Source organism: Kineosporia mesophila, assembly GCF_021129235.1.
Taxonomy (GTDB): domain Bacteria; phylum Actinomycetota; class Actinomycetes; order Actinomycetales; family Kineosporiaceae; genus Kineosporia; species Kineosporia mesophila.
On record NZ_JAJOMA010000003.1, the window covers coordinates 243,099 to 266,588 of the forward strand.

At 70.2% G+C, this 23,490-nt stretch carries 25 protein-coding genes; 9 read left to right on the top strand and 16 right to left on the bottom strand.

Annotation, left to right across the window (positions count from 1 at the left end; all coding sequences use genetic code 11):
• Position 1: 1 nt before the first annotated feature.
• Positions 2-766, bottom strand: a complete 765-nt coding sequence (locus LR393_RS06020; protein WP_231482184.1) for an SDR family NAD(P)-dependent oxidoreductase — start codon at positions 764-766, stop codon at positions 2-4.
• 156 nt (positions 767-922) lie between these two features.
• Here LR393_RS06020 and LR393_RS06025 point away from each other — a divergent pair, with 156 nt between their 5' ends.
• The gene (locus LR393_RS06025; protein WP_231482185.1) at positions 923-1,780 is read left to right on the top strand and encodes a prephenate dehydratase; all 858 of its coding nucleotides are present in this window, start codon (positions 923-925) and stop codon (positions 1,778-1,780) included.
• A 10-nt stretch (positions 1,781-1,790) separates the two neighbouring features.
• On the opposite strand, the gene LR393_RS06030 is transcribed toward LR393_RS06025, so the two are convergent.
• From LR393_RS06030 to abc-f, 5 genes are all read right to left on the bottom strand, one after another.
• The gene (locus tag LR393_RS06030; RefSeq protein WP_231482186.1) at positions 1,791-2,723 is read right to left on the bottom strand and encodes an SURF1 family cytochrome oxidase biogenesis protein; all 933 of its coding nucleotides are present in this window, start codon (positions 2,721-2,723) and stop codon (positions 1,791-1,793) included.
• Positions 2,720-2,905, bottom strand: coding sequence for a hypothetical protein (locus LR393_RS06035; protein ID WP_345718715.1), 186 nt, complete (start codon positions 2,903-2,905; stop codon positions 2,720-2,722). The genes LR393_RS06030 and LR393_RS06035 overlap by 4 nt, the downstream gene beginning before the upstream one ends.
• A gap of 182 nt (positions 2,906-3,087) precedes the next feature.
• Positions 3,088-3,534, bottom strand: a complete 447-nt coding sequence (locus tag LR393_RS06040; protein ID WP_231482188.1) for a DUF3099 domain-containing protein — start codon at positions 3,532-3,534, stop codon at positions 3,088-3,090.
• 206 nt (positions 3,535-3,740) lie between these two features.
• The gene (locus tag LR393_RS06045) at positions 3,741-3,959 is read right to left on the bottom strand and encodes a helix-turn-helix domain-containing protein (protein ID WP_231482189.1); all 219 of its coding nucleotides are present in this window, start codon (positions 3,957-3,959) and stop codon (positions 3,741-3,743) included.
• 230 nt (positions 3,960-4,189) lie between these two features.
• Complete coding sequence (gene abc-f, locus LR393_RS06050; protein WP_231482190.1) at positions 4,190-5,788, bottom strand: ribosomal protection-like ABC-F family protein; 1,599 nt, start codon at positions 5,786-5,788, stop codon at positions 4,190-4,192.
• Positions 5,789-5,938: 150 nt separating this feature from the next.
• Here abc-f and ypfJ point away from each other — a divergent pair, with 150 nt between their 5' ends.
• The gene (gene ypfJ / locus LR393_RS06055; RefSeq protein WP_425560014.1) at positions 5,939-6,850 is read left to right on the top strand and encodes a KPN_02809 family neutral zinc metallopeptidase; all 912 of its coding nucleotides are present in this window, start codon (positions 5,939-5,941) and stop codon (positions 6,848-6,850) included.
• Here ypfJ and LR393_RS36225 read toward each other — a convergent pair.
• The 10 genes from LR393_RS36225 to LR393_RS06105 form a co-directional block, all read right to left on the bottom strand.
• Positions 6,831-8,075 (bottom strand): GGDEF domain-containing protein, encoded by a 1,245-nt coding sequence (locus LR393_RS36225; protein ID WP_231482192.1) that lies wholly within the window; start codon positions 8,073-8,075, stop codon positions 6,831-6,833. The genes ypfJ and LR393_RS36225 overlap by 20 nt on opposite strands.
• Before the next feature lie 3 nt (positions 8,076-8,078).
• The gene (locus LR393_RS36230; protein WP_231482193.1) at positions 8,079-9,320 is read right to left on the bottom strand and encodes a GGDEF domain-containing protein; all 1,242 of its coding nucleotides are present in this window, start codon (positions 9,318-9,320) and stop codon (positions 8,079-8,081) included.
• Positions 9,321-9,391: 71 nt separating this feature from the next.
• A complete protein-coding gene (locus tag LR393_RS06070) occupies positions 9,392-9,748 on the bottom strand; it encodes a metal-sulfur cluster assembly factor (RefSeq protein ID WP_231482194.1) in 357 nt (118 codons plus the stop codon).
• The gene (gene sufU / locus LR393_RS06075) at positions 9,745-10,230 is read right to left on the bottom strand and encodes a Fe-S cluster assembly sulfur transfer protein SufU (protein WP_231482195.1); all 486 of its coding nucleotides are present in this window, start codon (positions 10,228-10,230) and stop codon (positions 9,745-9,747) included. The genes LR393_RS06070 and sufU overlap by 4 nt, the downstream gene beginning before the upstream one ends.
• A gap of 3 nt (positions 10,231-10,233) precedes the next feature.
• Positions 10,234-11,514, bottom strand: coding sequence for a SufS family cysteine desulfurase (locus tag LR393_RS06080; protein ID WP_231482196.1), 1,281 nt, complete (start codon positions 11,512-11,514; stop codon positions 10,234-10,236).
• 85 nt (positions 11,515-11,599) lie between these two features.
• Positions 11,600-12,361, bottom strand: coding sequence for a Fe-S cluster assembly ATPase SufC (gene sufC / locus LR393_RS06085; RefSeq protein WP_231482197.1), 762 nt, complete (start codon positions 12,359-12,361; stop codon positions 11,600-11,602).
• A gap of 6 nt (positions 12,362-12,367) precedes the next feature.
• Positions 12,368-12,733 carry a non-heme iron oxygenase ferredoxin subunit gene (locus tag LR393_RS06090; protein WP_231482198.1) on the bottom strand — a complete coding sequence of 122 codons (366 nt, stop codon included), beginning with the start codon at positions 12,731-12,733 and terminating at the stop codon, positions 12,368-12,370.
• Complete coding sequence (sufD, locus tag LR393_RS06095) at positions 12,730-13,899, bottom strand: Fe-S cluster assembly protein SufD (protein WP_231482199.1); 1,170 nt, start codon at positions 13,897-13,899, stop codon at positions 12,730-12,732. The genes LR393_RS06090 and sufD overlap by 4 nt, the downstream gene beginning before the upstream one ends.
• 49 nt (positions 13,900-13,948) lie before the next feature.
• Entirely contained in the window at positions 13,949-15,361 is a 1,413-nt protein-coding gene (gene sufB / locus LR393_RS06100; protein ID WP_231482200.1) for a Fe-S cluster assembly protein SufB, read from the bottom strand.
• Positions 15,339-16,127, bottom strand: a complete 789-nt coding sequence (locus LR393_RS06105; protein ID WP_269326781.1) for a helix-turn-helix transcriptional regulator — start codon at positions 16,125-16,127, stop codon at positions 15,339-15,341. The genes sufB and LR393_RS06105 overlap by 23 nt, the downstream gene beginning before the upstream one ends.
• A 258-nt stretch (positions 16,128-16,385) precedes the next feature.
• Here LR393_RS06105 and LR393_RS06110 point away from each other — a divergent pair, with 258 nt between their 5' ends.
• From LR393_RS06110 to LR393_RS06140, 7 genes are all read left to right on the top strand, one after another.
• Complete coding sequence (locus LR393_RS06110; RefSeq protein WP_231482202.1) at positions 16,386-17,363, top strand: ABC transporter ATP-binding protein; 978 nt, start codon at positions 16,386-16,388, stop codon at positions 17,361-17,363.
• The gene (locus LR393_RS06115; RefSeq protein WP_231482203.1) at positions 17,360-18,160 is read left to right on the top strand and encodes an ABC transporter permease; all 801 of its coding nucleotides are present in this window, start codon (positions 17,360-17,362) and stop codon (positions 18,158-18,160) included. The genes LR393_RS06110 and LR393_RS06115 overlap by 4 nt, the downstream gene beginning before the upstream one ends.
• A gap of 157 nt (positions 18,161-18,317) precedes the next feature.
• A complete protein-coding gene (locus tag LR393_RS06120; RefSeq protein ID WP_231482204.1) occupies positions 18,318-18,860 on the top strand; it encodes a flavoprotein in 543 nt (180 codons plus the stop codon).
• Positions 18,861-19,013: 153 nt separating this feature from the next.
• Positions 19,014-19,535: a DoxX family protein gene (locus tag LR393_RS06125; protein ID WP_231482205.1), complete on the top strand. Its 522-nt coding sequence runs from the start codon at positions 19,014-19,016 to the stop codon at positions 19,533-19,535.
• A 385-nt stretch (positions 19,536-19,920) separates the two neighbouring features.
• Positions 19,921-21,585: an ABC transporter substrate-binding protein gene (locus tag LR393_RS06130; RefSeq protein ID WP_231482206.1), complete on the top strand. Its 1,665-nt coding sequence runs from the start codon at positions 19,921-19,923 to the stop codon at positions 21,583-21,585.
• The gene (locus tag LR393_RS06135) at positions 21,578-22,414 is read left to right on the top strand and encodes an ABC transporter permease (RefSeq protein ID WP_231482207.1); all 837 of its coding nucleotides are present in this window, start codon (positions 21,578-21,580) and stop codon (positions 22,412-22,414) included. The genes LR393_RS06130 and LR393_RS06135 overlap by 8 nt, the downstream gene beginning before the upstream one ends.
• Positions 22,411-23,490, top strand: a complete 1,080-nt coding sequence (locus LR393_RS06140) for an ABC transporter permease (RefSeq protein ID WP_231482208.1) — start codon at positions 22,411-22,413, stop codon at positions 23,488-23,490. The genes LR393_RS06135 and LR393_RS06140 overlap by 4 nt, the downstream gene beginning before the upstream one ends.

The following is a 23,490-nucleotide window of genomic DNA, read 5'->3' on the forward strand; positions in this document are numbered from 1 at the left end:
CTCAGAGCGCGTGGGAGAGGCCGCCGTCCACCGCCAGCATCGTTCCCGTCACGAAACTCGCTGCGGGGGAAAGCAGGAAAACCGCCGGGCGGGCGAATTCCAGCGACTCACCGTACCTCCCGAGCGGGACCCGCGACTCCTGCTGCCGGCGCGTCTCCTCCGGGCGGCCGCCGGCGGCGTCGGGCGTGCGCGAGCGGTCGGCGTCGACCCGCCCGGGCATGATGCCGTTGACCCGCACGTTTCGCTCCCCCAGCTCGTTCGCCAGGGTCTTGGCCGCCATCGCCAGGCCGGGTCGCATGCCGTCGGAGAGCGCTTGCCCGGCAACGGTTTCCCTCACCGTCGTGGACAGCACGAGCACCACCGATCCGCCCTCGCGCGACGAGAGCTTGCCGACCGTGCGGGCCAGGCGCAGCGGCCCCAGGAAGGTCTCCTCGAACGCCATCCGCCAGGCGCCGTCGTCGAGGTCCATCACCGTGCCCGACTGCGACTCACCGACGCTGATCAGCCCGCCGTCGAGCCGCCCGTACCGGGCCACCGCCGCCGCGACCAGGCAGGTCTCGATGCCCGGCTCCCCGATGTCGCCGGGCACAGCGATCGCCCGCTCGGAACCGCCGAGCGACGCCGCGGTCGCCTTCAGCTCCTCCTCGTCGCGGTCGCACAGCACCAGACGCGCGCCCTCCGCCGCGAGCAGTTCCGCGCAGGCCCGGCCGAGGCCCCTCGACGCTCCCGTCACGACGTACACCCGGTCTGACAGACCCAGATCCATCGAGTTATCCCGTTCCTCGCACCCCGCTGCCCACCAATGACTCATGGTGACTAGTCACACACTCTAGAGAGATATGCCGGGTGAAACCCGCACCGGGGCTCCTCCGATCGGACCGAACGTGGAAGCCGGGCCCGGATGCGGCATGATCTGTGCATCATGAATACCCGTACCCGCCGGATCGCGTTCCAGGGTGAACTGGGCGCCAATTCGCACATCGCCTGCCGTGACGTCTACCCCGACTACGACCCGGTGCCGTTCCGCACCTTCGAGGAGTGCTTCACCGCGCTCGGGAACGGCACGGCCGACCTGGCGATGATCCCGGTCGAGAACTCCACGGCCGGGCGGGTGGCCGACATCCACTACCTGCTGCCCGACTCCACGGTGCACATCGTCGGCGAGTACTTCCTGCCGGTCCGGCACCAGCTGCTCGGCCTGCCGGGCACCACCCTGGAGCAGATCAAGAGCGCCCGCAGTCACCCGCAGGCGCTCGACCAGTGCCGAAACGCCCTGCGCGACCTCGGTATCACCCCGGTGACCGCCACCGACACGGCCGGCAGCGCCCGGGAGATCATCGAGGCGGGCGACCCGTCGGTGGCCTCGATCGCCTCCACCCTGGCCGCCGAGGTCTACGGCCTGGACGTGCTGCGCGCCGATATCGAGGACGAGGCGCACAACACCACGCGTTTCATCATTCTCTCCCCCGAGAACCTGCGCGCCGCGGCCGGAGTCGGGCCGATCGTGACCACCTTCGTGTTCGGCGTGCGCAACATCCCGGCCGCCCTCTACAAGGGGCTGGGCGGTTTCGCCACGAACGGGGTGAACATGACCAAGCTGGAGAGCTACATGGTGGGCGGGAACTTCACCGCCACCCGGTTCCTGGCCGACATCGACGGCCACCCCGACGAGCCGCACGTGGCGCGGGCGTTCGAGGAGCTGAGCTTCTTCGCCGACGTCCGCATGCTCGGCGTGTACCGGGCCAGCCCGTTCCGCGCCCAGCAGCGGCCGGGGATCTAGTCAGCTCTCATCAGCGGTAGGTGGCACCGGTGAGGGCGGGAGGACCGTCCTCCTCCTCGTCCTCCGTCTCCTCCTCGTCGCGCCGGCGCACCTCACGCACGGCGGCCACGCCGAAGAGGATGTACGCCACCAGCGCGAAGCCGTCCCACTGCACCGAGTAGGACAGGTTGATGCCGATGCTCTCCTGTGGCCGCTCGGCGGCCTCGGGGGTGTCGGCGGCGGACGGGTCCTCGCTGACCAGGGCGCCGAAGGCCCCGGCGACCCGGGTCGTGTCGACGCCGGTCTGCCGCACCAGGGCCGGGATGTTGATCCTGGCGGCCTGCCCCTGGGGGGCCGAGCGGTTCGAGGCCTCCTCACTGGGCCGCAGCCGCGCCACCACGGTGACCTCGCCGGTCGGTGCGGCCGGCACGCTGTCCGGCCGCGAGGCGTTGGCCGCGCCCGCCGGGATCCAGCCGCGGTCGACGAACAGCACGGCGCCGTCGGTGGTGCGCAGGGGCACCACCACCTCGTACCCGTTCTGGGAGTTGCTGCCCCCGGCGCTGAGCGAGCCGGCCTGGCCGATCTGGTCGTGCGGGCGGTTGCGGATGAGCACCGTGCGGTCGGCCTGGTACTCACCCGTCACCGTGACCGGCCGGTACTGCAGGTCGTGGGGCAGCGCGGCGGAGGCCTTCAGGGCCGCGGCGGGGATCAGCTGCTCCAGCGGCACCGGGGTGGCGTCGTAGTTCGCCTTGATCAGGTGGTTGCGGGCCGAGCGGACCTCGTGACGGTGGAACTGCCAGCGCCCGAGGAACACGAACACGATCGACAGCACGACGATGCCGACGAGCGAGAGGATCCAGCCGCGCTCGCGCAACAGGCCCAGGGCGGCCTTGGTGGTGTCCCAGGCGCCCCGCCGCCGGGCCGGGGCGGAGTCTTCTGTCTCCTGCGGCGCCTCGACGCTCACGCCGGCTCCCCGGTTCTCACCGTGTCCCTGAGAAAGCCCCGCAGACTCAGGAACTCCTCGAGGTGCTCACGGTGGTCGTCGCAGGCCACCCAGATCTTGCGCCGCTCGGGGGTGTGGAGCTTCGGGTTGTTCCACCGCAACGCCCACACCGCGGCCTGCCGGCAGCCGCGAGCGCTGCACATCGGATCCTGCCGTTCTGTCACGCGGGACAGTCTGCCAAAAGGCGGACGCCGGGCGGCCACGGGGGATGCCGCCCGGCGTCCATTCGCGCACCCCGACGGGGGATGCAGGGCGCGCCCGCCAAGTATGACACGGATCGGTGTCAGTCTGACCCATGAATCAGGACGGCCATTCGGGTGACTCTTCACGTCGGCCTATCGGACGGCACGGTCGAATCCCTCACGAATTCCCGCTCGTTGGCTCGCGAATCGTCGAAACTATCCTCAAAAGGCTTCGAATCGGACGATTCTTCGCGATATGGGCGCTGCGGCGGATGAATCGTCACCTCGATGTCCTCGTCCACCGCCGCGGCGGGAGCCGCCGAGGACAGCGCGGTGCGCGCCGCCGGGGTGACGGGCGCCGGGCCGGGCCCGCCGCGCCGGTCGGTGGCGTTGGCCATCACGACGGCGACGTAGGGCAGGAAGACCGCACCGATCGCGAAGATCCACCACGACCAGTGGCCCCAGCGGGTATGGACGACGATGGCGAGGATGACGCAGGCCACGCGGATGCTCATCGAGATCAGGTAGCGGCGGATCCGGGCGTCCAGGTCGTCGGAATGGGGTGACACCGCGCCGGTGATGCTGTGCACGGGCTGCACGGGCCGGGTGTGCCCCCGTGTTCCGGGCTCTTCGCCTCTGTCCACCCTGTCACCGTACGCCTAGGCAGGGGGATGACCAGTTCGGGGGGACGGCACAAAACAGCGCTGACGGCCCGGGAGCGCAGATGCTGCATTGCGCCCCCGGCCGTCAGCAGTGCTGGACGAACTCACTGTCGAAGTCAGTACGACCGCGAGATCTAGTGCTGCTTGGCCTTACCTCGGGTGGCTCCACCCCGGCCGCGTAGCTGGACCTCGTTCTCGGTGAGGATGCGGTGGACGAAACCGTAGGAACGCCCCGTCTCCTCCGCCAGAGCGCGAATACTCGCGCCCGACGTGTATTTCTTCTTCAGCTCACCGGCCAGCTTCGAACGATCGGTGCCCGTGATCCGGGCTCCCTTCTTAACACTCTCGGCCACGAATCCTCCTCGAACGTGTGTCGTTCTCGGTCCATGGTGATCTCGAGTCGAAGATCCGGCCAGTCGACGCGCCACGCAAAGTGACTCGACGGACATTCCTTTCACACCGGCCTACTCCGTACGGGCCCGCCGCAGGTACGCGAATCCGCTCTCATCAGCCCGGTATTCACAGGTGAGAAAGGTGTTCGCGGGCGTTACGGCGGGATTCATCCGTAACGCCCGCCGAGCACTCAGGCCAGGGTCACGAGGTCGAGGTAGTCCCGGCTCCACAGGTCTTCCTCGCCGTCGGGCAGGAGAACCACCCGTTCGGGGTTGAGCGCCTCCACGGCGCCCTCGTCGTGGGTGACCAGGATGATGGCGCCCTCGTAGCGGCGCAGGGCGTCCAGCACCTCTTCCCGGCTGGCCGGGTCGAGGTTGTTGGTCGGCTCGTCGAGCAGCAGCACGTTGGCGCCGGAGACGACCAGGGTGGCGAGCGCCAGGCGGGTCTTCTCACCGCCGGAGAGCACGCCGGCGGGCTTGGAGGCGTCGTCGCCGCCGAAGAGGAACGAACCGAGCACGGTGCGGATCTGGGTGTCGTTCAGATCGGGGGACGCGGTGCGCATGTTCTCGAGGACGGTGCGGTCGGTGTCGAGGGTCTCGTGCTCCTGCGCGTAGTAGCCCAGCCGCAGGCCGTGGCCGGAGAGCACTTCTCCGGTGTCGGGCTTCTCGATGCCGCCCAGCATGCGCAGCAGCGTGGTCTTGCCGGCACCGTTCAGACCGAGCACGACGACCCGGGAACCGCGGTCGATGGCCAGCGAGACGTCGGTGAAGATCTCCAGGCTGCCGTAGCTCTTGCTGAGCCCCTCGGCGGTCAGCGGGGTGCGGCCGCAGGGGGCCGGCTGCGGGAAGCGGAGCTTGGCCACCTTGTCCTGCTGGCGGACCTCGTCCAGGCCGGACAGCAGCTTCTCGGCGCGCTTGGCCATGTTCTGCGCGGCGGTGGCCTTGGTGGCCTTGGCGCGCATCTTGTCGGCCTGCTGCAGGAGGATCGACGCCTTCTTCTCGGCGTTCTGGCGCTCGCGGCGGCGGCGCTTCTCGTCCGTCTCGCGCGCCTCCAGGTACTTCTTCCAGCCGACGTTGTAGATGTCCAGGGCCGAGCGGTTGGCGTCCAGGTGGTAGACCTGGTTGACCACGACCTCCAGCAGCTCCACGTCGTGGCTGATCACGATCAGGCCGCCGTTCCAGACCTTCAGGAAGTCGCGCAGCCAGGCGATCGAGTCGGCGTCGAGGTGGTTGGTCGGCTCGTCGAGCAGCAGGGTGTCGGAGCCCGAGAACAGGATCCGGGCCAGCTCGACGCGGCGGCGCTGACCGCCCGAGAGGGTGCCCAGCGGCTGCTCCAGCACGCGGTCGGGCAGGCTCAGGCTGGCGCAGATGGTGGCGGCCTCGCTCTCGGCCGCGTACCCGCCGCCGGCCGTGAACTCGGCCTCCAGGCGGGAGTAGCGGTCCATCGCGGCGTCGCGGGTCGCGTCGACCACGCTGGCCATCTCCCCCTCGGCCACGCGCATGTTCCGGATCACCTCGTCCAGCCCCCGGGCGCTGAGCACCCGGTCGCGGGCCAGGATCGTGAGGTCGGCGGTGCGCGGGTCCTGCGGCAGATATCCGACCTCGCCGCTGCGGGAGACGGTGCCCGCGGCGGGCTGTCCCTCCCCCGCCAGGACCTTGGTCAGGGTGGTCTTCCCGGCGCCGTTACGGCCGACCAGTCCGACGCGCTGACCTGGGCCGACACGGAAGTTGGCGTTCTCGACGAGAAGTCGGGAGCCGGCGCGCAGCTCTACACCGGAGGCAGTGATCATGGGTGGGTACGGCTCCTGCGAAAGGTCTGGGACTGAGGTGCCCGGTGTGCAGCAGCAGTCGAACCGGACCAAAGGTGGTGGCAGCATTCTACGCGGGCGCAGGGACCGGCCCGCTCATTGCTTGTCAGGACAGGAGTAACGCGGGTGGGTATCGAGTTCGACGACGATCGGGTGGACGTCGGTGGCGTGGACGACCGCCGCGGCATGGGAGTGGCCGGCGGTGGCCTCGCCATCGGTGGTGGTGCCGGTGTGGTGGGTCTGGTGATCTACCTGCTGGTGGCCGTGCTGGGCGGTGGGTCCGGCGGCGGCGGTGGCAGCGGCCTGCCGCAGCTGGGCGCGGGCAGCGCCAACAGCACCGGCAAGCAGGAGTCGAGCCAGGAGCTGTCCGACCGCTGCAACACCAAGGGCGCCCTGGACGAGTACACCGACTGCCGGCTGATCAAGGTCTACGACATCGCGGACAACACCTGGGAGGAGGAGTTCGCCCGGCGGGGTCTCGACTACCACGCGCCCCAGCTGGCGTTCTTCGACGACGCCGTGAGCACCGGCTGCGGCCAGGCGTCCTCGCAGGTCGGGCCGTTCTACTGCCCGTCCGGCGAGGAGATCTTCCTGGACCTGAACTTCCTCGACCAGCTGCAGAAGGAGTACGGCGCCGAGGGCGAGTTCGCGCAGGCCTACATCCTGGCCCACGAGTACGGCCACCACCTGCAGACGCTGCTGGGCACGGAGGGGCAGGTGCGCCAGGCCCAGCAGAAGAACCCGAAGCAGGAGAACGAGTACTCGGTGGCGATGGAGCTCCAGGCCGACTGCTACGCCGGGGTCTGGTCGACGCTGGCCGACCAGCAGAAGAGCGGTATCGACCTGACCCAGGCCAACATCGCCGAGGCGCAGAAGGCCGCGCAGGCCGTCGGCGACGACCGCATCCAGAAGAAGGCGACCGGCCAGGTCGACCAGGACTCCTGGACCCACGGCTCGGCGGCCCAGCGCAAGCAGTGGTTCACCACCGGCTACTCCAGCGGTGACATCGACCAGTGCGACACGTTCAAGGCGATGGGTCTGTAGCGCCGGCGACATCGATGGGATCGAGCATGGCGGGCCGGAACTGGGCGACCTGGTTCCGGCCGCCCTGCTTGGCCCGGTAGAGGGCGACGTCGGCGAACTCGACGAGCTGCTCACCGGTCGAGAAGCCGTCGTCGACCGCCACGCCGAGGCTCGACGACACCTGAACCGGGCGTCCGTCCAGCAGGAACGGTTCCTCCAGCACCCGGCGCACCCGCTCGGCCACCCCGACGCCCCCGGTGGGGTCGCTGCGGTCTCCGGTGAGCACGACGAACTCGTCACCGCCCAGGCGCGCCAGCACGTCACCGCTGCGCAGCACGGCGCTGATCCGGGCCCCGGCCTGGCACAGCAGGTCGTCACCGGCGCCGTGGCCCAGGCTGTCGTTGACGACCTTGAACCGGTCCAGGTCGAAGTAGATGACACCCAGCCGGCGCCCCACCTGCCGGCTGCGCACCAGGGCGCTGGCCAGGTGGTCGAAGAACAGGGCGCGGTTCGGCAGGCCGGTCAGCGGGTCCCGGGTGGCCTTGTGCGCGAGCTCGGCGTTGGCCTCGGACAGCCGCAGGTTGATCTGCTCCACGGCCTCGCGCTCGGTGCGCACCTCGTCGGCCAGCAGAGCGTTCTGCCGGGCCAGTAACCGGGCACCGGCCACCTGCCGGTAACCGTACCGGGCGAGGGTCGGGGCCCCCAGCGCGCCGAAGACGATGAAGGCCACCAGCGACCAGAACCCCTGGGAGGCCAGGCCCACCGTACTCATCGTCGCGGCGCTCACGTGATAACCCCGGTAGGCGACGGGGGTGGCGTTGCAGAACAGCAGGTTCGCGGCATTGGCCAGCATCACCACCGCCACCGGCACGGCGATCAGCTCGGGCCGGTCCTCCCCCGGCCGCACCAGGACGCAGACGCTGCCCCAGATCAGGCCGGAGAAGACCTCGATCACGGTGAACCGGCGGCCGAGCGTCGCCGGCGAACCCGTCGGCCGGCGAATGATCAGGCGGGGCACGGCATGGTGGAAGAACACCGTCCAGGCCGTCACCAGGGCGCACCACACCAGCACGCCGGCCCCGGGCGCGTGGGCGGCCACCAGCACCGCGAGAGTGGTGACGACCAGGCCGGCACCGAGCAGGTTGCTGACCCGCGCCGCCTCCGCGGACTGACTCAGCAACTCCCGGCGCACGACGTCGTCGATGTCCGGGTCCGGGGCCCGGAGCATCCGCCAGATGTCCTGCACCTCTCAGGACTCGACAGCCGGAAGGCTCCAATTGAGGTCCGGCCCGTACTCGCAGACCCGGTCGCGGCCCAGCTGCTTGGCCCGGTAGAGCGCCATGTCGGCCCGTTCCACCAGATCCTCGGCGCTCAGCCCGGGCTCGTCGAGCGCCACCCCGAGGCTGCCGGAGACGGTCACCAGGTTGCCGCCCAGGTCGAACGGCACCGCCAGCACCGCCCGCACCCGTTCGGCCACCTGGGTGGCGGCCTGTGGCCCGTCACCGGCGTCGTAGTCGTGGGTGAGCACGACGAACTCGTCACCCCCGAGCCGGGCCAGCAGGTCGGGGCTGCGCAGCACCGCGCCGGTGCGGTCGGCCACCTGCACCAGCAGGTCGTCGCCGGCGCCGTGGCCGAGCGTGTCGTTGACGGCCTTGAACTTGTCCAGGTCGAAGTAGATCACCGCCACCGGGGTGTGGTGACGGCGACCGTGGCGCAGCGAGCGCTCCAGGTGGTCGAAGAACAGCGTGCGGTTCGGCAGCCGGGTCAGCGGGTCGCGCGTGGCCTGGTGCCGCAGCTCGGTGTTGGCCTCGGACAGCTGCAGGTTGACGCGCTCCACCGCCTCGCGCTCGGCGCGCAGGTCCTGCGCCAGCAGCCCGTTGTGCCGGGCCACCAGCCGGGCCCGGGCCACCTGCTGATAGGTGTACCGGGCCAGCGGAAAGGCCGCCAGCAAGGTCAGCCCGTTCAGGGCCGCCACCCCGTACTCACCGTGCCGCACCAGCCCGGCCGAGCCGACCAGCAGGGTCATCACGTGGAAAGCGGCCCACGGACGCGGGGTGGGCGAGCTGAAGATGGCGTTGGCCGCGGCGGTCAGAGTGATCACGCTGGCCGACACCGACACGGTCGTGGTGTGACCCGGCACCGGCGTGACGATGACCGGCAGCATCCCCCAGGCCCCACCGGCCAGGACCTGGAACAGGACGAAGATGCGCAGCCGTTCCGCGTACGGCCGGCGGTCCTGGGAGCCGACCACGAACCGGCCGACTCCGGCCAGGTACAGAACCATGACCAGGAGCACCAGCGCCACCCAGGGCAGGATCTCCCCCCGGGCGGCACCGTCGGCGGCCAGCACGGCCAGCACCACGAACGACAGCGGTAGCGCGGCCAGGCTGCTCAGCCGGGAGGCCTGCGCGGACTGCACCAGCAGCCCGTCGCGGACGACGTCGTCGAGCACCGGGTTCGGTGCCACCACGAGCCGCCAGATGTCGAGCACGTCTGATACTCGTCCGCCCGGGCGCCCGGATTGAGGGAGTGCGCCCGGACGGACGAGGTACTACCGGGGTGCTACAGGTTGAAGCCCAGGGCCCGCAGCTGCTCACGACCGTCGTCGGTGATCTTGTCCGGGCCCCACGGCGGCATCCACACCCAGTTGATGGCGTGGCCCTTGACGATCGGGTCCAGCGCGGCGGCCGCCTGGTCCTCGATCACGTCGGTCAGCGGGCAGGCCGCCGACGTCAGCGTCATGTCGATCGTCGCGTGGTTGTTCTGGTCGATCTGGATGCCGTAGATCAGGCCCAGGTCGACGACGTTGATGCCCAGCTCGGGGTCGACGACGTCGCGCAGGGCCTCCTCGACGTCCGCCACGTCGGCGGGCACGTCGGCCGGGCTGGTGTCCACTGCCACATCGATCGCGTCGCTCATGATTCGTCCTTTGCTGTCGGTCGTGCGGCCTCGATACGCAGCAACGCGTCCTCGAACGCCGTCCATCCCAGAATGGCGCACTTCACGCGGTTCGCGTGCCGGCTGACCCCGGCGAAGGCCACGGCGTCACCGAGCACCTCTTCGTCGGGCTCGCCCTCGCCGCGACTACGCAGCATGGTGCGGTAGTCGGCGAGGATGCCGCGGGCCTCGTCGACGGGCCTGCCGACGATCAGGTCGTGCATCACCGAGGTGGCGGCCTGGCTGATGGAGCAGCCGTCGCCGGTCCAGGCCACGGTCTCGACGTCCGTGCCGCCGAGGGTGATCTGAACGGTCACCTCGTCCCCGCAGAGCGGGTTGTACTGGTGGCTGCGCGCCGTGCTCAGCGGGTCGAGCACGTCGCCCTCGCCGAGGTCGGCGCGGCCGTGCTTCTCCTTGGAGTGATCCAGGATCACCTGCTGGTACAGGGATTCGAGAGAGGACAAGGTTCAGCTCCTGCCGAAGAATCCGCGGACCGAGCCGAGTGCCTGGACGAAGCGCTCGACGTCGGCGTCGGTGGTGTAGAGGTAGGCGCTGGCGCGGCTGGACGCGTTCACGCCGAACCGGCGGTGCACCGGCTGCGCGCAGTGATGGCCGACACGGACAGCCACACCGGCCGCGTCGAGCACCTGGCCGACGTCGTGCGGGTGCACCCCTTCGACCTCGAAAGCAACGGTGGCCGTGCGGTTCTCGGCATCGTTCGGGCCGATCACGCGAACTCCGGCGACGCTGTCGACACCGTCGAGCAGCAACTGGGCCAGTTGGTGCTCGCGGGCCGCGATGCGGTCCATGCCGACCCGGTCGAGGTAGTCCACCGCGGCCCGGAGCGCGACCGCCTGGGCCACCGGCGGGGGGCCGGCCTCGAACCGCTGCGGGGCCTCGCGGAAGGTCGCGGTCTCCATCGTGACCCGCTCGACCATCGACCCGCCGGTCAGCACCGGGGGCAGGGCGTCGAGCAGGCCCGGGCGCGCCGCGAGCACGCCGATACCGGTCGGGCCGAGCATCTTGTGACCGGAGAAGACCGCGGCGTCGACACCGAGCGCGCCCAGGTCGACCGGCAGGTGCGGCACCGACTGGCAGGCATCGAGAATCGTCAGGGCGCCGACGGCCTTCGCCTTCGCGACCAGCTCCGCGACCGGGTTGATCGTGCCGAGCACGTTCGAGGCGTGCGCGAACGCGACCACCTTCGTGCGCTCGTTGATCAGCCCGTCGACGGTCGCCAGGTCGAGCCGGCCGGCGTCGGTCAGCGGGATCCACCGCAGGGTGGCGCCGCTGCGGGCGGCCGCGCGCTGCCAGGGCACCAGGTTGGCGTGGTGCTCCATCTCGGTGACGAGCACCTCGTCACCGGGCTTCAGGGTGTACTGCCCGGCTTCGGGATCGGTCAGCGCCGCCGCCAGGACGTTGAGGCCCTCGGTGGCGTTGCGGGTCCAGACCACGCCGTCGGTGGGAACCCCGACGAACCGGGCCACGGTCTCGCGGGCCGCCTCGAACGCGTCCGTCGCCTCGCTCGCCAGCGTGTGCGCACCGCGGTGCACCGCGCTGTAGGAGGTGGTGGCGAAGTCGTACTCGGCCTGCAGCACCTGCCGCGGGCGCTGTGAGGTGGCGCCGGAGTCCAGGTAGACGAGCTGGGCGCCGTCCCCGACCGTGCGGTGCAGGATCGGGAAGTCCGCGCGGATCGCCTCGACCTCGTCGTGATCCAGCGGCGTCGCCTGCGTGGACGTGAGGGTCACTCTCGCTCAGATCCTTCGGTGTCAGATCGAAAATTGAGGACGCCTGTGGGCGCCGCCCACGGGCGTCCTCAATTCGGGGTTGTTCTCAGACGCTCGCGGAGGTGGTGAAACGGTCGTAGCCGTTGGCCTCGAGCTCGTCGGCCAGCTCCGGGCCGCCCTCGGCCGCGACCTTGCCGTCGACGAAGACGTGCACGAAGTCGGGCTTGATGTAGCGCAGGATGCGCGTGTAGTGGGTGATCAGCAGAACGCCGACCTCACTGTTCTCCCGCACCCGGTTGACGCCCTCGGAGACGATCTTCAGCGCGTCCACGTCGAGGCCCGAGTCGGTCTCGTCGAGCACCGCGAAACGGGGCTTCAGCAGCTCCATCTGGAGGATCTCGTGGCGCTTCTTCTCACCGCCGGAGAAGCCGGCGTTGACGTCGCGCTCGGCGAACGCCGGGTCCATCTTCAGCGCGTCCATGGCGCCGCGGACGTCTTTGACCCAGTGGCGCAGGGCCGGGGCCTTGCCGTCGATCGCGGTCTTGGCCGTGCGCAGGAAGTTCGACACGGTGACACCGGCGACCTCGACCGGGTACTGCATGGCGAGGAAGAGACCGGCGCGGGCGCGCTCGTCCACGCTCATCTCGAGCAGGTTCTCGCCGTCGAGCGTGACCGTGCCGGAGGTGATCGTGTACTTCGGGTGCCCGGCGATGGAGTACGCCAGGGTGGACTTGCCCGAGCCGTTCGGGCCCATGATCGCGTGCGTCTCGCCGGAGGCGATGGTCAGGTCGACGCCGCGCAGGATCTCCTTGGGACCCTGCTCGGTCTCGACGCTGACGTGCAGGTCGCGGATTTCCAGAGTGGCCATGGCGGTTCAGTTCTCCTTGGATGCAGCTGAGGATGCAGCTGACGAGCTGGCGTTCACGATGATGTCGGTGTCCACGTAGACGTCGTCACCTTCGACAGTGACGGCGTACACGTCCACCGGGGTGATGGCGGGCGGCGCGGTGGGGGCGCCGGTGCGCAGGTCGAAGGCCGAGCCGTGGAGCCAGCACTCGATCGTGCAGCCCTCCACGTCGCCCTCCGACAGCGACACCGCGGCGTGCGTGCAGAGGTCGGCGACCGCATGCACCTCGCCCGAGGCCTCCCGGGCCAGAGCGATGTTCCGGCCACCGCTCTTCACCTGGATCGCCTCGCCGGCCTTCAGGTCGGCGAGACCGGCGACGCGCTCGCGGCTCACGCGTTCTCCTCGGTGACGGCGCTGATCGCTGCTTCGGGCTCGCCGCCCAGCTCGGCCTCGATCGCGGCCAGCAGACGGTCCTGCAGGTCGGGGATGCCGATCTTGTGGATCAGCTCGGCGAAGAAGCCGCGCACGACCAGGCGGCGCGCCTCTTCCTCGCTGATACCCCGGGCCTGCAGGTAGAACAGCTGCTCGTCGTCGAACCGGCCGGTGGTGCTGGCGTGACCGGCGCCGACGATCTCGCCGGTCTCGATCTCCAGGTTCGGCACCGAGTCGGCCCGGGTGCCGTCGGTCAGCACCAGGTTCCGGTTCATCTCGTAGGTGTCGGTGCCCTCGGCCGTGGCGCGGATCAGCACGTCGCCGACCCACACGGTGTGCGCGCCCTCGCCCTGCAGCGCGCCCTTGTAGGTCACGTTGCTGCGGCACTTCGGCGCACTGTGGTCGACGAACAGGCGGTGTTCCTGGTGCTGCCCGGCGTCGGCGATGTAGAGACCGGCCATCTCGGCGTCGCCGCCCGGGCCGGTGTACTCCACGGTCTCGACGAACCGGACCAGGTCGCCGCCGAGGGTGATCTGGGTGGACGCGATCGAGGCGTCCTTGCCCAGGCGCACGCCGGTGTGCTGGACGTGGACGGCGTCGCTGTCCCAGCCCTGCACGCTGACCAGCTTGAGCTTCGCGCCGTCGCCGACCAGCACCGACAGCTCACCGGCGTACCGGGCGCTGCCGCTGTGCTCGATCACGACGGACACCTGGGCGTTGGCGCCGATGTCGAGGATGACGTGACCCCAGACCACGTCGCCGCCGTTCCCCGCCAGGCGGATCACGGCCGGAGCGGACGGCTCGGCGTTCGCCGGGACGCGCAGCACCACGGCACCGTCGGTCGCGTTGGCCAGGGTCAGCACACCGACCCGGTCGACCGGCTTGGGCACCGAGCGCAGGTAGGGGTCACCGGCGCCGACCGTGGTCAGCTCCACACCCTCGGGCAGGTCGGTAGTCCAGCTCAGCCGGCCGTCCGACGGGCCCCCGTCGAGCAGGCCCCGCAGGCGGTCCAGCGGGGTGAACCGCCAGTCCTCCTCGCGGCCGGTCGGCAGCGGGAAGTCCGCGACGTCGAAGCTCGAGCGGTGCAGCTCGACCGGTCCGCCTTCGATCGTGTATGTCTCAGTCATGGCTCTCTGTCTACGTTTTCGGTGGGTTTGAAGGACGAGGTGGGGCGGACTAGCCGACCGCGCCTTCCATCTGGAGCTCGATCAGGCGGTTCAGCTCGAGCGCGTACTCCATCGGCAGCTCCCGGGCGATCGGCTCGACGAAGCCACGCACGATCATCGCCATGGCCTCCTCCTCCGTCATGCCCCGCGACATCAGGTAGAACAGCTGGTCCTCGCTGACCTTCGAGACCGTGGCCTCGTGACCCATCGCCACGTCGTCCTCGCGGACGTCGACGTAGGGATAGGTGTCGGACCGGCTGATCGTGTCGACCAGCAGCGCGTCGCAGCGCACGGTGCTCGCCGAGTGGTGCGAGCCCTCCAGCACCTGGATCAGGCCACGGTAGGAGGTACGGCCACCGCCCCGGGCGACCGACTTGCTCACGATGCTGGAGGAGGTGTGCGGTGCGGCGTGCACCATCTTGGCGCCGGCGTCCTGGTGCTGGCCCTCACCGGCGAACGCGATGGACAGCGTCTCGCCCTTGGCGTGCTCACCGAGCAGGTAGATGGCCGGGTACTTCATCGTGACCTTGGAGCCGATGTTGCCGTCGACCCACTCCATGGTCGCGCCCTCGGCCGCGGTGGCCCGCTTGGTGACCAGGTTGTAGACGTTGTTCGACCAGTTCTGGATGGTCGTGTACCGCACCCGGGCGTTCTTCTTCACGACGATCTCGACCACGGCCGAGTGCAGCGAGTCGGAGCTGTAGATCGGCGCCGTGCAGCCCTCGACGTAGTGCACGTACGAGCCCTCGTCGGCGATGATCAGCGTGCGCTCGAACTGGCCCATGTTCTCGGTGTTGATCCGGAAGTAGGCCTGCAGCGGGATCTCGACGTGGACACCCTTGGGCACGTAGATGAACGAGCCGCCCGACCACACCGAGGTGTTCAGCGAGGCGAACTTGTTGTCGCCCACCGGGATCACCGAGCCGAAGTACTCCTGGAACAGCTCCGGGTACTCGCGCAGGCCCGTGTCGGTGTCGACGAAGATGACGCCCTGCTTCTCGAGCTCCTCGTTGATCTGGTGGTAGACCACCTCGGACTCGTACTGCGCGGCGACACCGGCGACCAGGCGCTGCTTCTCCGCCTCGGGGATGCCGAGCTTGTCGTAGGTGTTCTTGATGTCGTCCGGCAGGTCGTCCCAGGAGGTGGCCTGCTTCTCGGTGGAGCGGACGAAGTACTTGATGTTGTCGAAGTCGATGCCCGACAGGTCGGAACCCCAGGTCGGCATGGGCTTCTTGGCGAAGAGCTTCAGGCCCTTGAGACGCTGGTTCAGCATCCATTCCGGCTCGTTCTTCTTGGCCGAGATGTCCCGGACCACGGCCTCGGACAGACCGCGCTGCGCGGTCGCCCCGGCGTCGTCGGAGTCGGCCCAGCCGAACTCGTAGCGCCCGATGCCCTCGAGTTCAGGATGCGAAACGGTGCTCATCGGCGGCTTTCTCCTCAGGTGACGTGACTTCCGGCCCGGGTGCTGACGCGGGCCGGCCGGCTGGACTGCGACCGTCGAGCGAGGCCGAGACCGCGCTCAACGGGATGTGCGTGGTGCAGACGTGCTCGCCGTGGGCCAGGGTGGCCAGGCGCTGGACGTGAACCCCCAGGAGACTGGAGAACGCGTGCGTCTCGGCCTCGCAGAGCTGGGGGAACTGCGCGGCTACCTGCTGCACCGGGCAGTGACCCTGGCACAGCTGTTTTCCGGTCTGGGGAGCGGCTTGGTCTTCTTTGGCGCGACCTCGTTCGTCCAGTGAACGCACACTGGCCGCGTACCCATCCGTGCTGAGTGCCTGCGCCAGCGCACCGGCGCGGCGATGGGTGTCTTCCCCGACCGCCTCGACGGCGGGCCGGTACCTCTGGGCGAGCCGTTCGGCCCGCACCACGGCGAACTCACGCACGGCATCGGGACCGGCCGTCTGCGCCAGGAACTCCAGCAGCTGGACGGCCAGGTCGTCATAGGCGGTCGACATCACCGAGTGACCGGCGTCCGTCAGCACGAAGAGTCGTGCCGGACGGCCGCGGCGCCGGGGAGCGCCCTCGGGCGGGTCCCAGGTGCACACGAGGCCCTGGTCTGTCAGGGTGTCCAGGTGCCGGCGCACCGCTGCGGGGGTGAGCCCCAGGGTGGCCGCCAGGTCACTCGCGGTGACAGGACCGTGGTGCAGGATCTCGCGGGACACCCGGTTCCGGGTACCCCGATCCTCCATGCGATCGGCCTCAGTCAATTCCACCACATCAGTGTGACGTTATTCGACGCCCGGCTCAAGCCGAGAACCCACGACGAACCCTCACGGGTTCTGTCTGGTGCGTCACGGAAGGTAAGCCTAAGTTCCGTGTCCACCGCCCCCGTGAACACCGTTTGCCGCCGGTTCCCGCGCCGCGCCGGACCGGACGACCCTGTCGCCGGGCCGGGTGGACGGCGGGGTCGTGCCGAAGTACCCGCCGCACTTCCCTATGGTGGACATGTGCCAGGAACATCCGCGCCACCCGCAGGTCCCGCCGCCGTCGAGGTGACCGGGCTGGTGAAGCGTTACGGCTCGAAGGTCGCCGTCGACGGGGCGACGTTCAGCGCGGCCGCGGGTGCGGTGACCGCCGTGCTCGGCCTCAACGGCGCCGGCAAGACGAGCACCGTCGAGTGCTGCGAGGGGCTGCGCCGCCCCGACGGCGGCACGGTGCGGGTGCTCGGCCACGACCCGGTCACGGACGGTGCCTGGCTGCGGCCCCGCGTCGGCGTCATGCTCCAGGACGGCGGCCTGCCCCAGGCCGCGCGGGCCGGCGACGTGCTCTCCCTGGCCGCCGCGATGTACGCCCGGCCCCTCGACGTGCCTGAGCTCGTGGCCACCCTCGACCTGGGGTCACGCCTGCGCACCCCCGTGCGGCGCCTGTCCGGCGGCGAGCGCCAGCGCCTGGCCCTGGCCGTGGCCCTGGTCGGCCGCCCCGACGTGGCGTTCCTCGACGAGCCGACCGCCGGTCTCGACCCGCAGGCCCGGCTCGCGGTCTGGGACCTGATCGGCGGGCTGCGCCGCTCGGGCGTCGCCGTCGTGCTCACCACACACCTGCTGGACGAGGCCGAGCGCCTCGCCGACCACGTCGTCCTGATGGCCGCCGGCCGGGTCGTCGCCGCGGGCACCCCGCGCGAGCTGACCGGTGGCAGCGACCACACCCTGGCCTTCGGCGGCCCGCCCGGCCTGGACCTGACCGAGCTGGCGCCCCTGCTGTCCGCCGGGATCGCCGTCACGCAGGTGCGTCCCGGGCATTACGTCGTCGCCAACCGCACACCCGAGGCGCATCTGCTGCCCGCCGACGTCGCCGCCACCACCGCGTGGTGCGCCCGGCTCGGGATCATGCCCGAGGGTCTGGTGCTCGGCCGGAGGAGCCTGGAAGACGTGTTCCTGGAGATTGCGGCCCGGCAGACCGGGGCCGCTGAGGTGATCGGGGCGTGAGCGCGATCGAGGTGACCGTGCCCGGATCCCCGGCCTCGGTGCGGGACACCGGTGCCGACCGAGCCGCCCCGGTGCTGCGCCGGGTGCTGGCCCAGACGAAGTTCGACGCGAGCGCCATGCTCCGTAACGGTGAGCAGCTGCTGCTGACCGTGATCCTGCCGCTGTTCGTGCTGGCCGGTCTGGCCCGGAGCGGCGTCGTCGACCTGGGCGCGGGCCGCCGCATCGACCTGGCCACGCCCGGGGTACTGGCCCTGGCCCTGATCTCCACCTCGTTCACCGGTCAGGCCATCAGTACCGGCTTCGACCGTCGCGCCGGTCTGCTGCGCCTGCTCGGCACCACTCCCCTGGGCCGCTCCGGCCTGATCGCCGGGCGGCTGGGCGCCGTGGCCGTGGTCTCCGCGATCCAGGTGCTGCTGCTCGGCGCCGTGGGTCTGCTGCTGGGCTGGCACCCCTCCCTCGCCGGGCTGCTGCCGGCCCTGGTCGTCGGGCTGCTGGGCTCGGCCGCGTTCGTCAGCATCGGCCTGCTGCTGGCCGGAACGCTGCGCGCGGAGGCCGTTCTCGCGGCCGCCAACCTGATCTGGGTGCTCCTGCTGGCCGGCGGTGGCGTGGTGCTGGCCCCCGACCAGCTCGGCCCCCTCGGCGACGTGGTGCGCTGGCTGCCCTCCGGCGCCCTCGGCGACGGGCTGCGCACCACCCTCGCCCACGGCGACTGGCCCTGGCGCGACCTCCTGGTCCTGGCCGCCTGGACCGTGGCCGGCACCGCGGCCACCGTCCGCTGGTTCCGCTGGGACAGCTGAAGCGCCTCCCGGCCTCCGGCCGGGACAGGTTTGCCTGATCACGAACAGAAGCATGCAAACCTTCCCCCCGTGATCATGCGAATTCTCCCCGCCACCGACCGACCTGACCTCGCCCCCGGAAGCTCGTGGTCGTCCGCAATCACCGTTGGGGGGCACCGTGGCTGAGGGACGGGTTCTGAGCCTGGTGGCCTGTGCCGCCGGCGGGATCGCCGGACTGCGGCCGCATCTCGTGACGCCGCTCGTCGAAGCCGGCTGGCGGGTCGCGATCACGCTGACCCCCACCGCGGGCACCTGGCTGACGGACGACGGCGAGGCGTCCCGCCTGGAGACCCTCACCGGGCTGCCGGTGCGCTGGGAGACCCGCCTGCCCGGGCGTCCCCGGCCGCACCCCGAACCGGACGCCTGCGCGGTCGTGCCGGCCACGGCGAACGCGGTGGCCAAACTCGCCCTGGCGATCAGCGACAACCAGGCGATGACCGTGGCCAACGAGATGATCGGCCGCGAGGAGGTACCGGTGCTGGTGTTCCCCTGCATCAACCTGGCCCACACCCGGCACCCGGCCTGGGACGGGCACGTCGCGACCCTGCGATCGGCCGGGGTACGGATGATGACGGGTGAGGACGTCTGGCCGCTGCGCTCGCCGCGCCGGGAGCGGGGACTGCCCTGGGACCGGATCATCCAGGAGATCCGGTCTCTTTGAGAGTTATCCCGCACCGACGTACGGGACATTTCCCCAGGTAGTGCTCTCGACTCGCTCCGCCCGCCGGGAAACAATCCAGTGTTGAACTACATCGGGTTTCCCGCGCGGCAGCGCCGACGCCCGGGGATCCGGGCGAGAGCAAGGAGTACCACCATGACGCGAAGCACCCTCGACCTCGGACTGCTCGGCCTGCGGGTCGGCGTCGGCGCCACCCTCTTCGTGCACGGCGCGCAGAAACTGTTCGGCTGGTTCGGTGGTGGCGGCCTGGCCGGCACCGCCAAGGGTTTCGAGAGCATGGGCTTCACCCCGGGCCACCCCAGCGCCCTGGCGGCCGGGCTCGGTGAGGCCGGGGGCGCCCTGCTCGTCGTCGGTGCGGCCACCCCGCTCGCCGCCTCCGCCTCGGTCGGCGCGATGATCGGCGCGGCCTCGGTGCACACACCCAACGGCTTCTTCAACACCGAGGGCGGCCTGGAGTACCCGGCCGTCCTCGGCCTGGCCGCCGGTGCGATCGCCCTCACCGGGCCGGGCCGGTACTCGGTCGACCACCTGCTCGGCAACCGCCTCAACCGCGGCTGGCAGGCCTCCCTGGCCCTGTCCGCCGCGGCCGCCGGCGGTGCGTTCGTGGTGGCCCGGCGCAACAAGACCCTGGCCGCCGCGAGCGCTCCCGCGGCCTGAGATCGGCCGACCGGGGAACATCCGCGCGGCCTGCGCGCGCGGATGTTCCCCGGTCGGGACGGTCCGCTCTCCCACCAGGCGCTGCACGGCCTGTTATCGCACCCATTGCGAGGGGCCGCTCCCCGCGACTCCCGGGGGAATGGGGCCGAAGGCTGGGGGATTGAATGATCACGGACGAGGTGGGGGCGGCCGCCTTTCCATCCGGCAGGCGAAACACCCCGCGCCAGGTGCCTTTACCCAGGCGAAACAACTCCGTGCATCCGTTGGGTCACCCTAGACGCGCTCGCCCATTCAGGATACGTTCCACTTCTAGATGGATCCAATCTGCGTCGATTGCTATCCAGCGCCCCACCCTGCCGACCTGCCCGTCTCGTAGGAGCCCCCCATGCCGCGTCCCACCTCCGCCGCACCCCAGTCCTCGCCGGACACCCCCGATGTCTCCCGTCGCACCATGCTCCGCGGTGCCGGACTGCTGGGTATGGGAATGACTTTCGGCCTCAGCGGCCTGCTCTCGGCGTGCGGCGTGGCCGCCGACGACGACCAGGACTCGGGGGGCGCCCAGAAGGGCGGCACCCTGACCATGGCCATCGACGGCACCAGCGCAGTCAACGACCCCGCCTTCTACACCACCCTGGGTGACTGGATGGCGGTCGACTGCATCTGCCGCGGCCTGACCTTCATCTCCTTCGAGGACAACACCCCGCAGCCCGACCTGGCGGAATCCTGGGAGATCTCGGACGACCAGCTCACCTACACGTTCAAGCTGCGCAGTGGTGTCACCTTCCACGACGGCACCACCTTCACCTCGGCCGACGTGCTGGCCAGCCTGGGCCGGCAGTTCGACGAGAAGGACAAGACCCTCCCCGACGGCGCCTCCCGCCCGCTGAACAGCCTGGGCGCGAACGTGAAGTCGCTCAAGGCCAAGGACGACCTGACCGTCGTCATGGTGCTGCTCAAGCCCGACCGCACCGTGCTCTCGCGGCTGTCCGACATCGGCGGCCGGATCATCTCCAGCGCGGCGCTGAAGGAGAAGGGCGCGGACATCGGCAAGGGCCTGGTCGGCACCGGCCCGTTCAAGTTCGTGTCGTCCACCTCGGGCCAATCCGTGGTGCTGGAGGCGTTCGACGGCTTCCGCCTGGGCCGCCCCCCGATCGACCGGCTCGTCCTGCAGCAGGTGACCGACCCGTCCACCATTGTGAGTTCGCTGATCTCGGGCGACATCTCGGCCACCCAGTTCACGCCCTACTCGTCGCTGGCCTCGCTGGCCAAGAACGACGCGGTGACGGTCTACGACACCTCGCTGGGCTTCGACGCGATCATGATGGTCGACGCGCGCCGCATCCCCGAGCTCGAGGTGCGCCAGGCCATCAACCTCGCGGTCGACCGCAACGCCATTGTCTCGCAGGCGTTCTTCGGTAAGGGCCAGACGCCCGACGGCTACACCATCCCGCCGTCGCAGAACGGCTACGACGCCTCGCTGAAGGATCTCAGCACGCAGGACATGGCCAAGGCCAAGGAATTGCTGAAGGCGGCCGGGGCCGCGGGTCGCACCGTGAAACTGATGGCCGCGAGCGACAGCTGGCACCCCAAGGCCGCGCAGATCGTCGAGCAGAACCTGACCGACCTGGGCCTCAAGGTCGAGGTCGACTCGGTCGACCCGGCCACGTACTTCGGCCGCGTCATCGACCCGGACGACGACTACCACGACCTGATGATCTGGGAGCGCAACTCGTACGTGCCCGACCCGGACAACATGATCGGCGCGATGGCCAAACCGTCCGGCGTGTACGGCGACTTCGCCACCGGTTTCGCGAGCCTGAAGGGCGCGGACGCGTTCGAGAACGACCTGTACGAGGCCAAGAACCTGCCCGACGGGGCCGAGCGCACCGCCAGGTACACCGAGATCCAGCGCCGCTGGGCCGAGAAGTACATGGTGCTCGTGATGCTGGGCTACTCCACCAACCCGGTGGTGAGCGGCTCCGGAGTGAAGGGCTTCAACTCGAACGCCCTCGGCAACCACCGGTGCTTCATGGAGAAGGCGAGTGTCTGATCTTCTGAGAAACCGCACCATCGCCACGAACTGGCTGTCCGCCGTGTCGTGGCTGGTGCTGGCGTTCTTCGTGCTGGTCGCGCTGATCGGGCCGTTCCTGATCAGCGCCGACCCGCTACGTCAGAGCAACAGCCCGCTGCTGCCGGTCGGCAGCGGCGGGCACCTGCTGGGCACCGACGACCTGGGCCGGGACGAACTGGCCCGGCTCGTGCACGGTGCCCGGCCGCTGCTCACCGTGGCCGTGCTGGCGACCGTGCTGGCGACCTTCATCGGCACGCTGATCGGTCTGGCGGCGGGCTATTTCGGTGGCCTGGTCGACGCGACCGTGATGCGCCTGGTCGACCTGGCCCTGGCGTTCCCGTCGATCCTGCTCATCATCCTGCTGGTCGCGGGGGCCGGGGCGGGCACGACCACGCTGGTGATCGGCATCGGCATCTCGCTGGCGCCCGGTCTGGCCCGGCTGGCCCGGGCCCTGAGCGCCCGCGAGGCGGCCCGGGACTACGTGCTGGCCTCGAAGCTCGGGGGTGCCCGGGGGCCGCGCATCATGCTCCAGGAGATCCTGCCCAACATTGCCGGCACGATGCTCGCCCAGGTGGTCATGACCCTCTCCATCGCAGCCGGTTTCGCGGCGGGTCTGTCGTACCTCGGCCTGGGTATCCCGGCCTCGACGCCGGACTGGGGAAACATGGTGCAGGCCGGGCAGGAGTTCGTGCTCACCACACCGTCGCTGACCCTGCTGCCGGCCCTGGCCACCCTGATCTTCGTCGTCGCCTGCAACTTCGCCGGTGACGACCTGCGCGACGCACTCGACCCGCGGGGGCTCTCATGACGACCACCACCGTGGCCGCCCGTCAACCGCCCCGGCGCAGCCTGGGTGGCCTGCCGCGCATGATCGCCCTGCGCCTGCTCACCATCCCCCTGGTGCTGTGGGCCCTGGCGACCCTCGTCTTCGTCGCCCTGCGGCTGCTGCCCGGCTCCCCCGCCACCAGCCTGGCCGGTGGCGGCTCGACCGACCAGAGCGCGGCCCAGCTCACCGCCAACGCCGCCGAGATCAGTGCCAACCTCGGCCTGGACAAGTCGCTTCCGCAGCAGTACCTGATCTACCTGCGCGACCTGGTGACCGGCGACTTCGGCTCGTCCTACTTCGGTGGCAACGACGTCCTCGGGCTGATCGGCAACGCGCTTCCCGCCACCATCGAGCTGACCGTGGCGGCCATGCTGATCGCGGTCGTCCTGGGTGGCGTCACCGGCCTGTGGGCGGCGCTGCGCAAGGACACCTGGGTCGACACCACCACCCGGGCCGCCGCGACCGTCACCTTCAGCCTTCCCTGGTTCGCCCTGGGCGTGCTCGGCATCGTGGTGTTCGGGGTCTGGCTGGGCTGGCTCCCGGTGATCGGCCGGGTGCCGAACCAGCTAAGCTACCAGCCCCTGACCAACTTCGTGCTGGTGGACGCGATGCTCCAGGACCGGCCCGAGCTGATCTGGCCCTGGATCCAGCACCTGATCCTGCCCGCGTCCACCCTGGCGCTGTCCACGGCCGGTTTCATCACCCGGATCGTGCGCGCCAGTGTGCTGGAGGTGCTGGGCGACGACTTCGTCCGCACCGCCCAGATGAAGGGCCTGGACGAGAACCAGGTGGTGCGCCGGCACGTGCTGCGCAATGCCTCGCTGCCCATCATCACCGTGCTCGGGCTCCAGTTCGGCACGCTGCTGGGCGGTTCCACCGTCACCGAGACGGTCTTCTCCTACCCGGGTGTCGGTGTGCTGCTCGTGGACGCGGTGCTGCAGCGCGACTACCCGGTCGTGCAGGGCGCCGCACTGGCGATCGCCCTGCTGTTCACACTGGTCAACGCGGCCGTCGACATCCTGTACCTGGTGCTGGACCCACGGCTGGGAGAGAGCTGA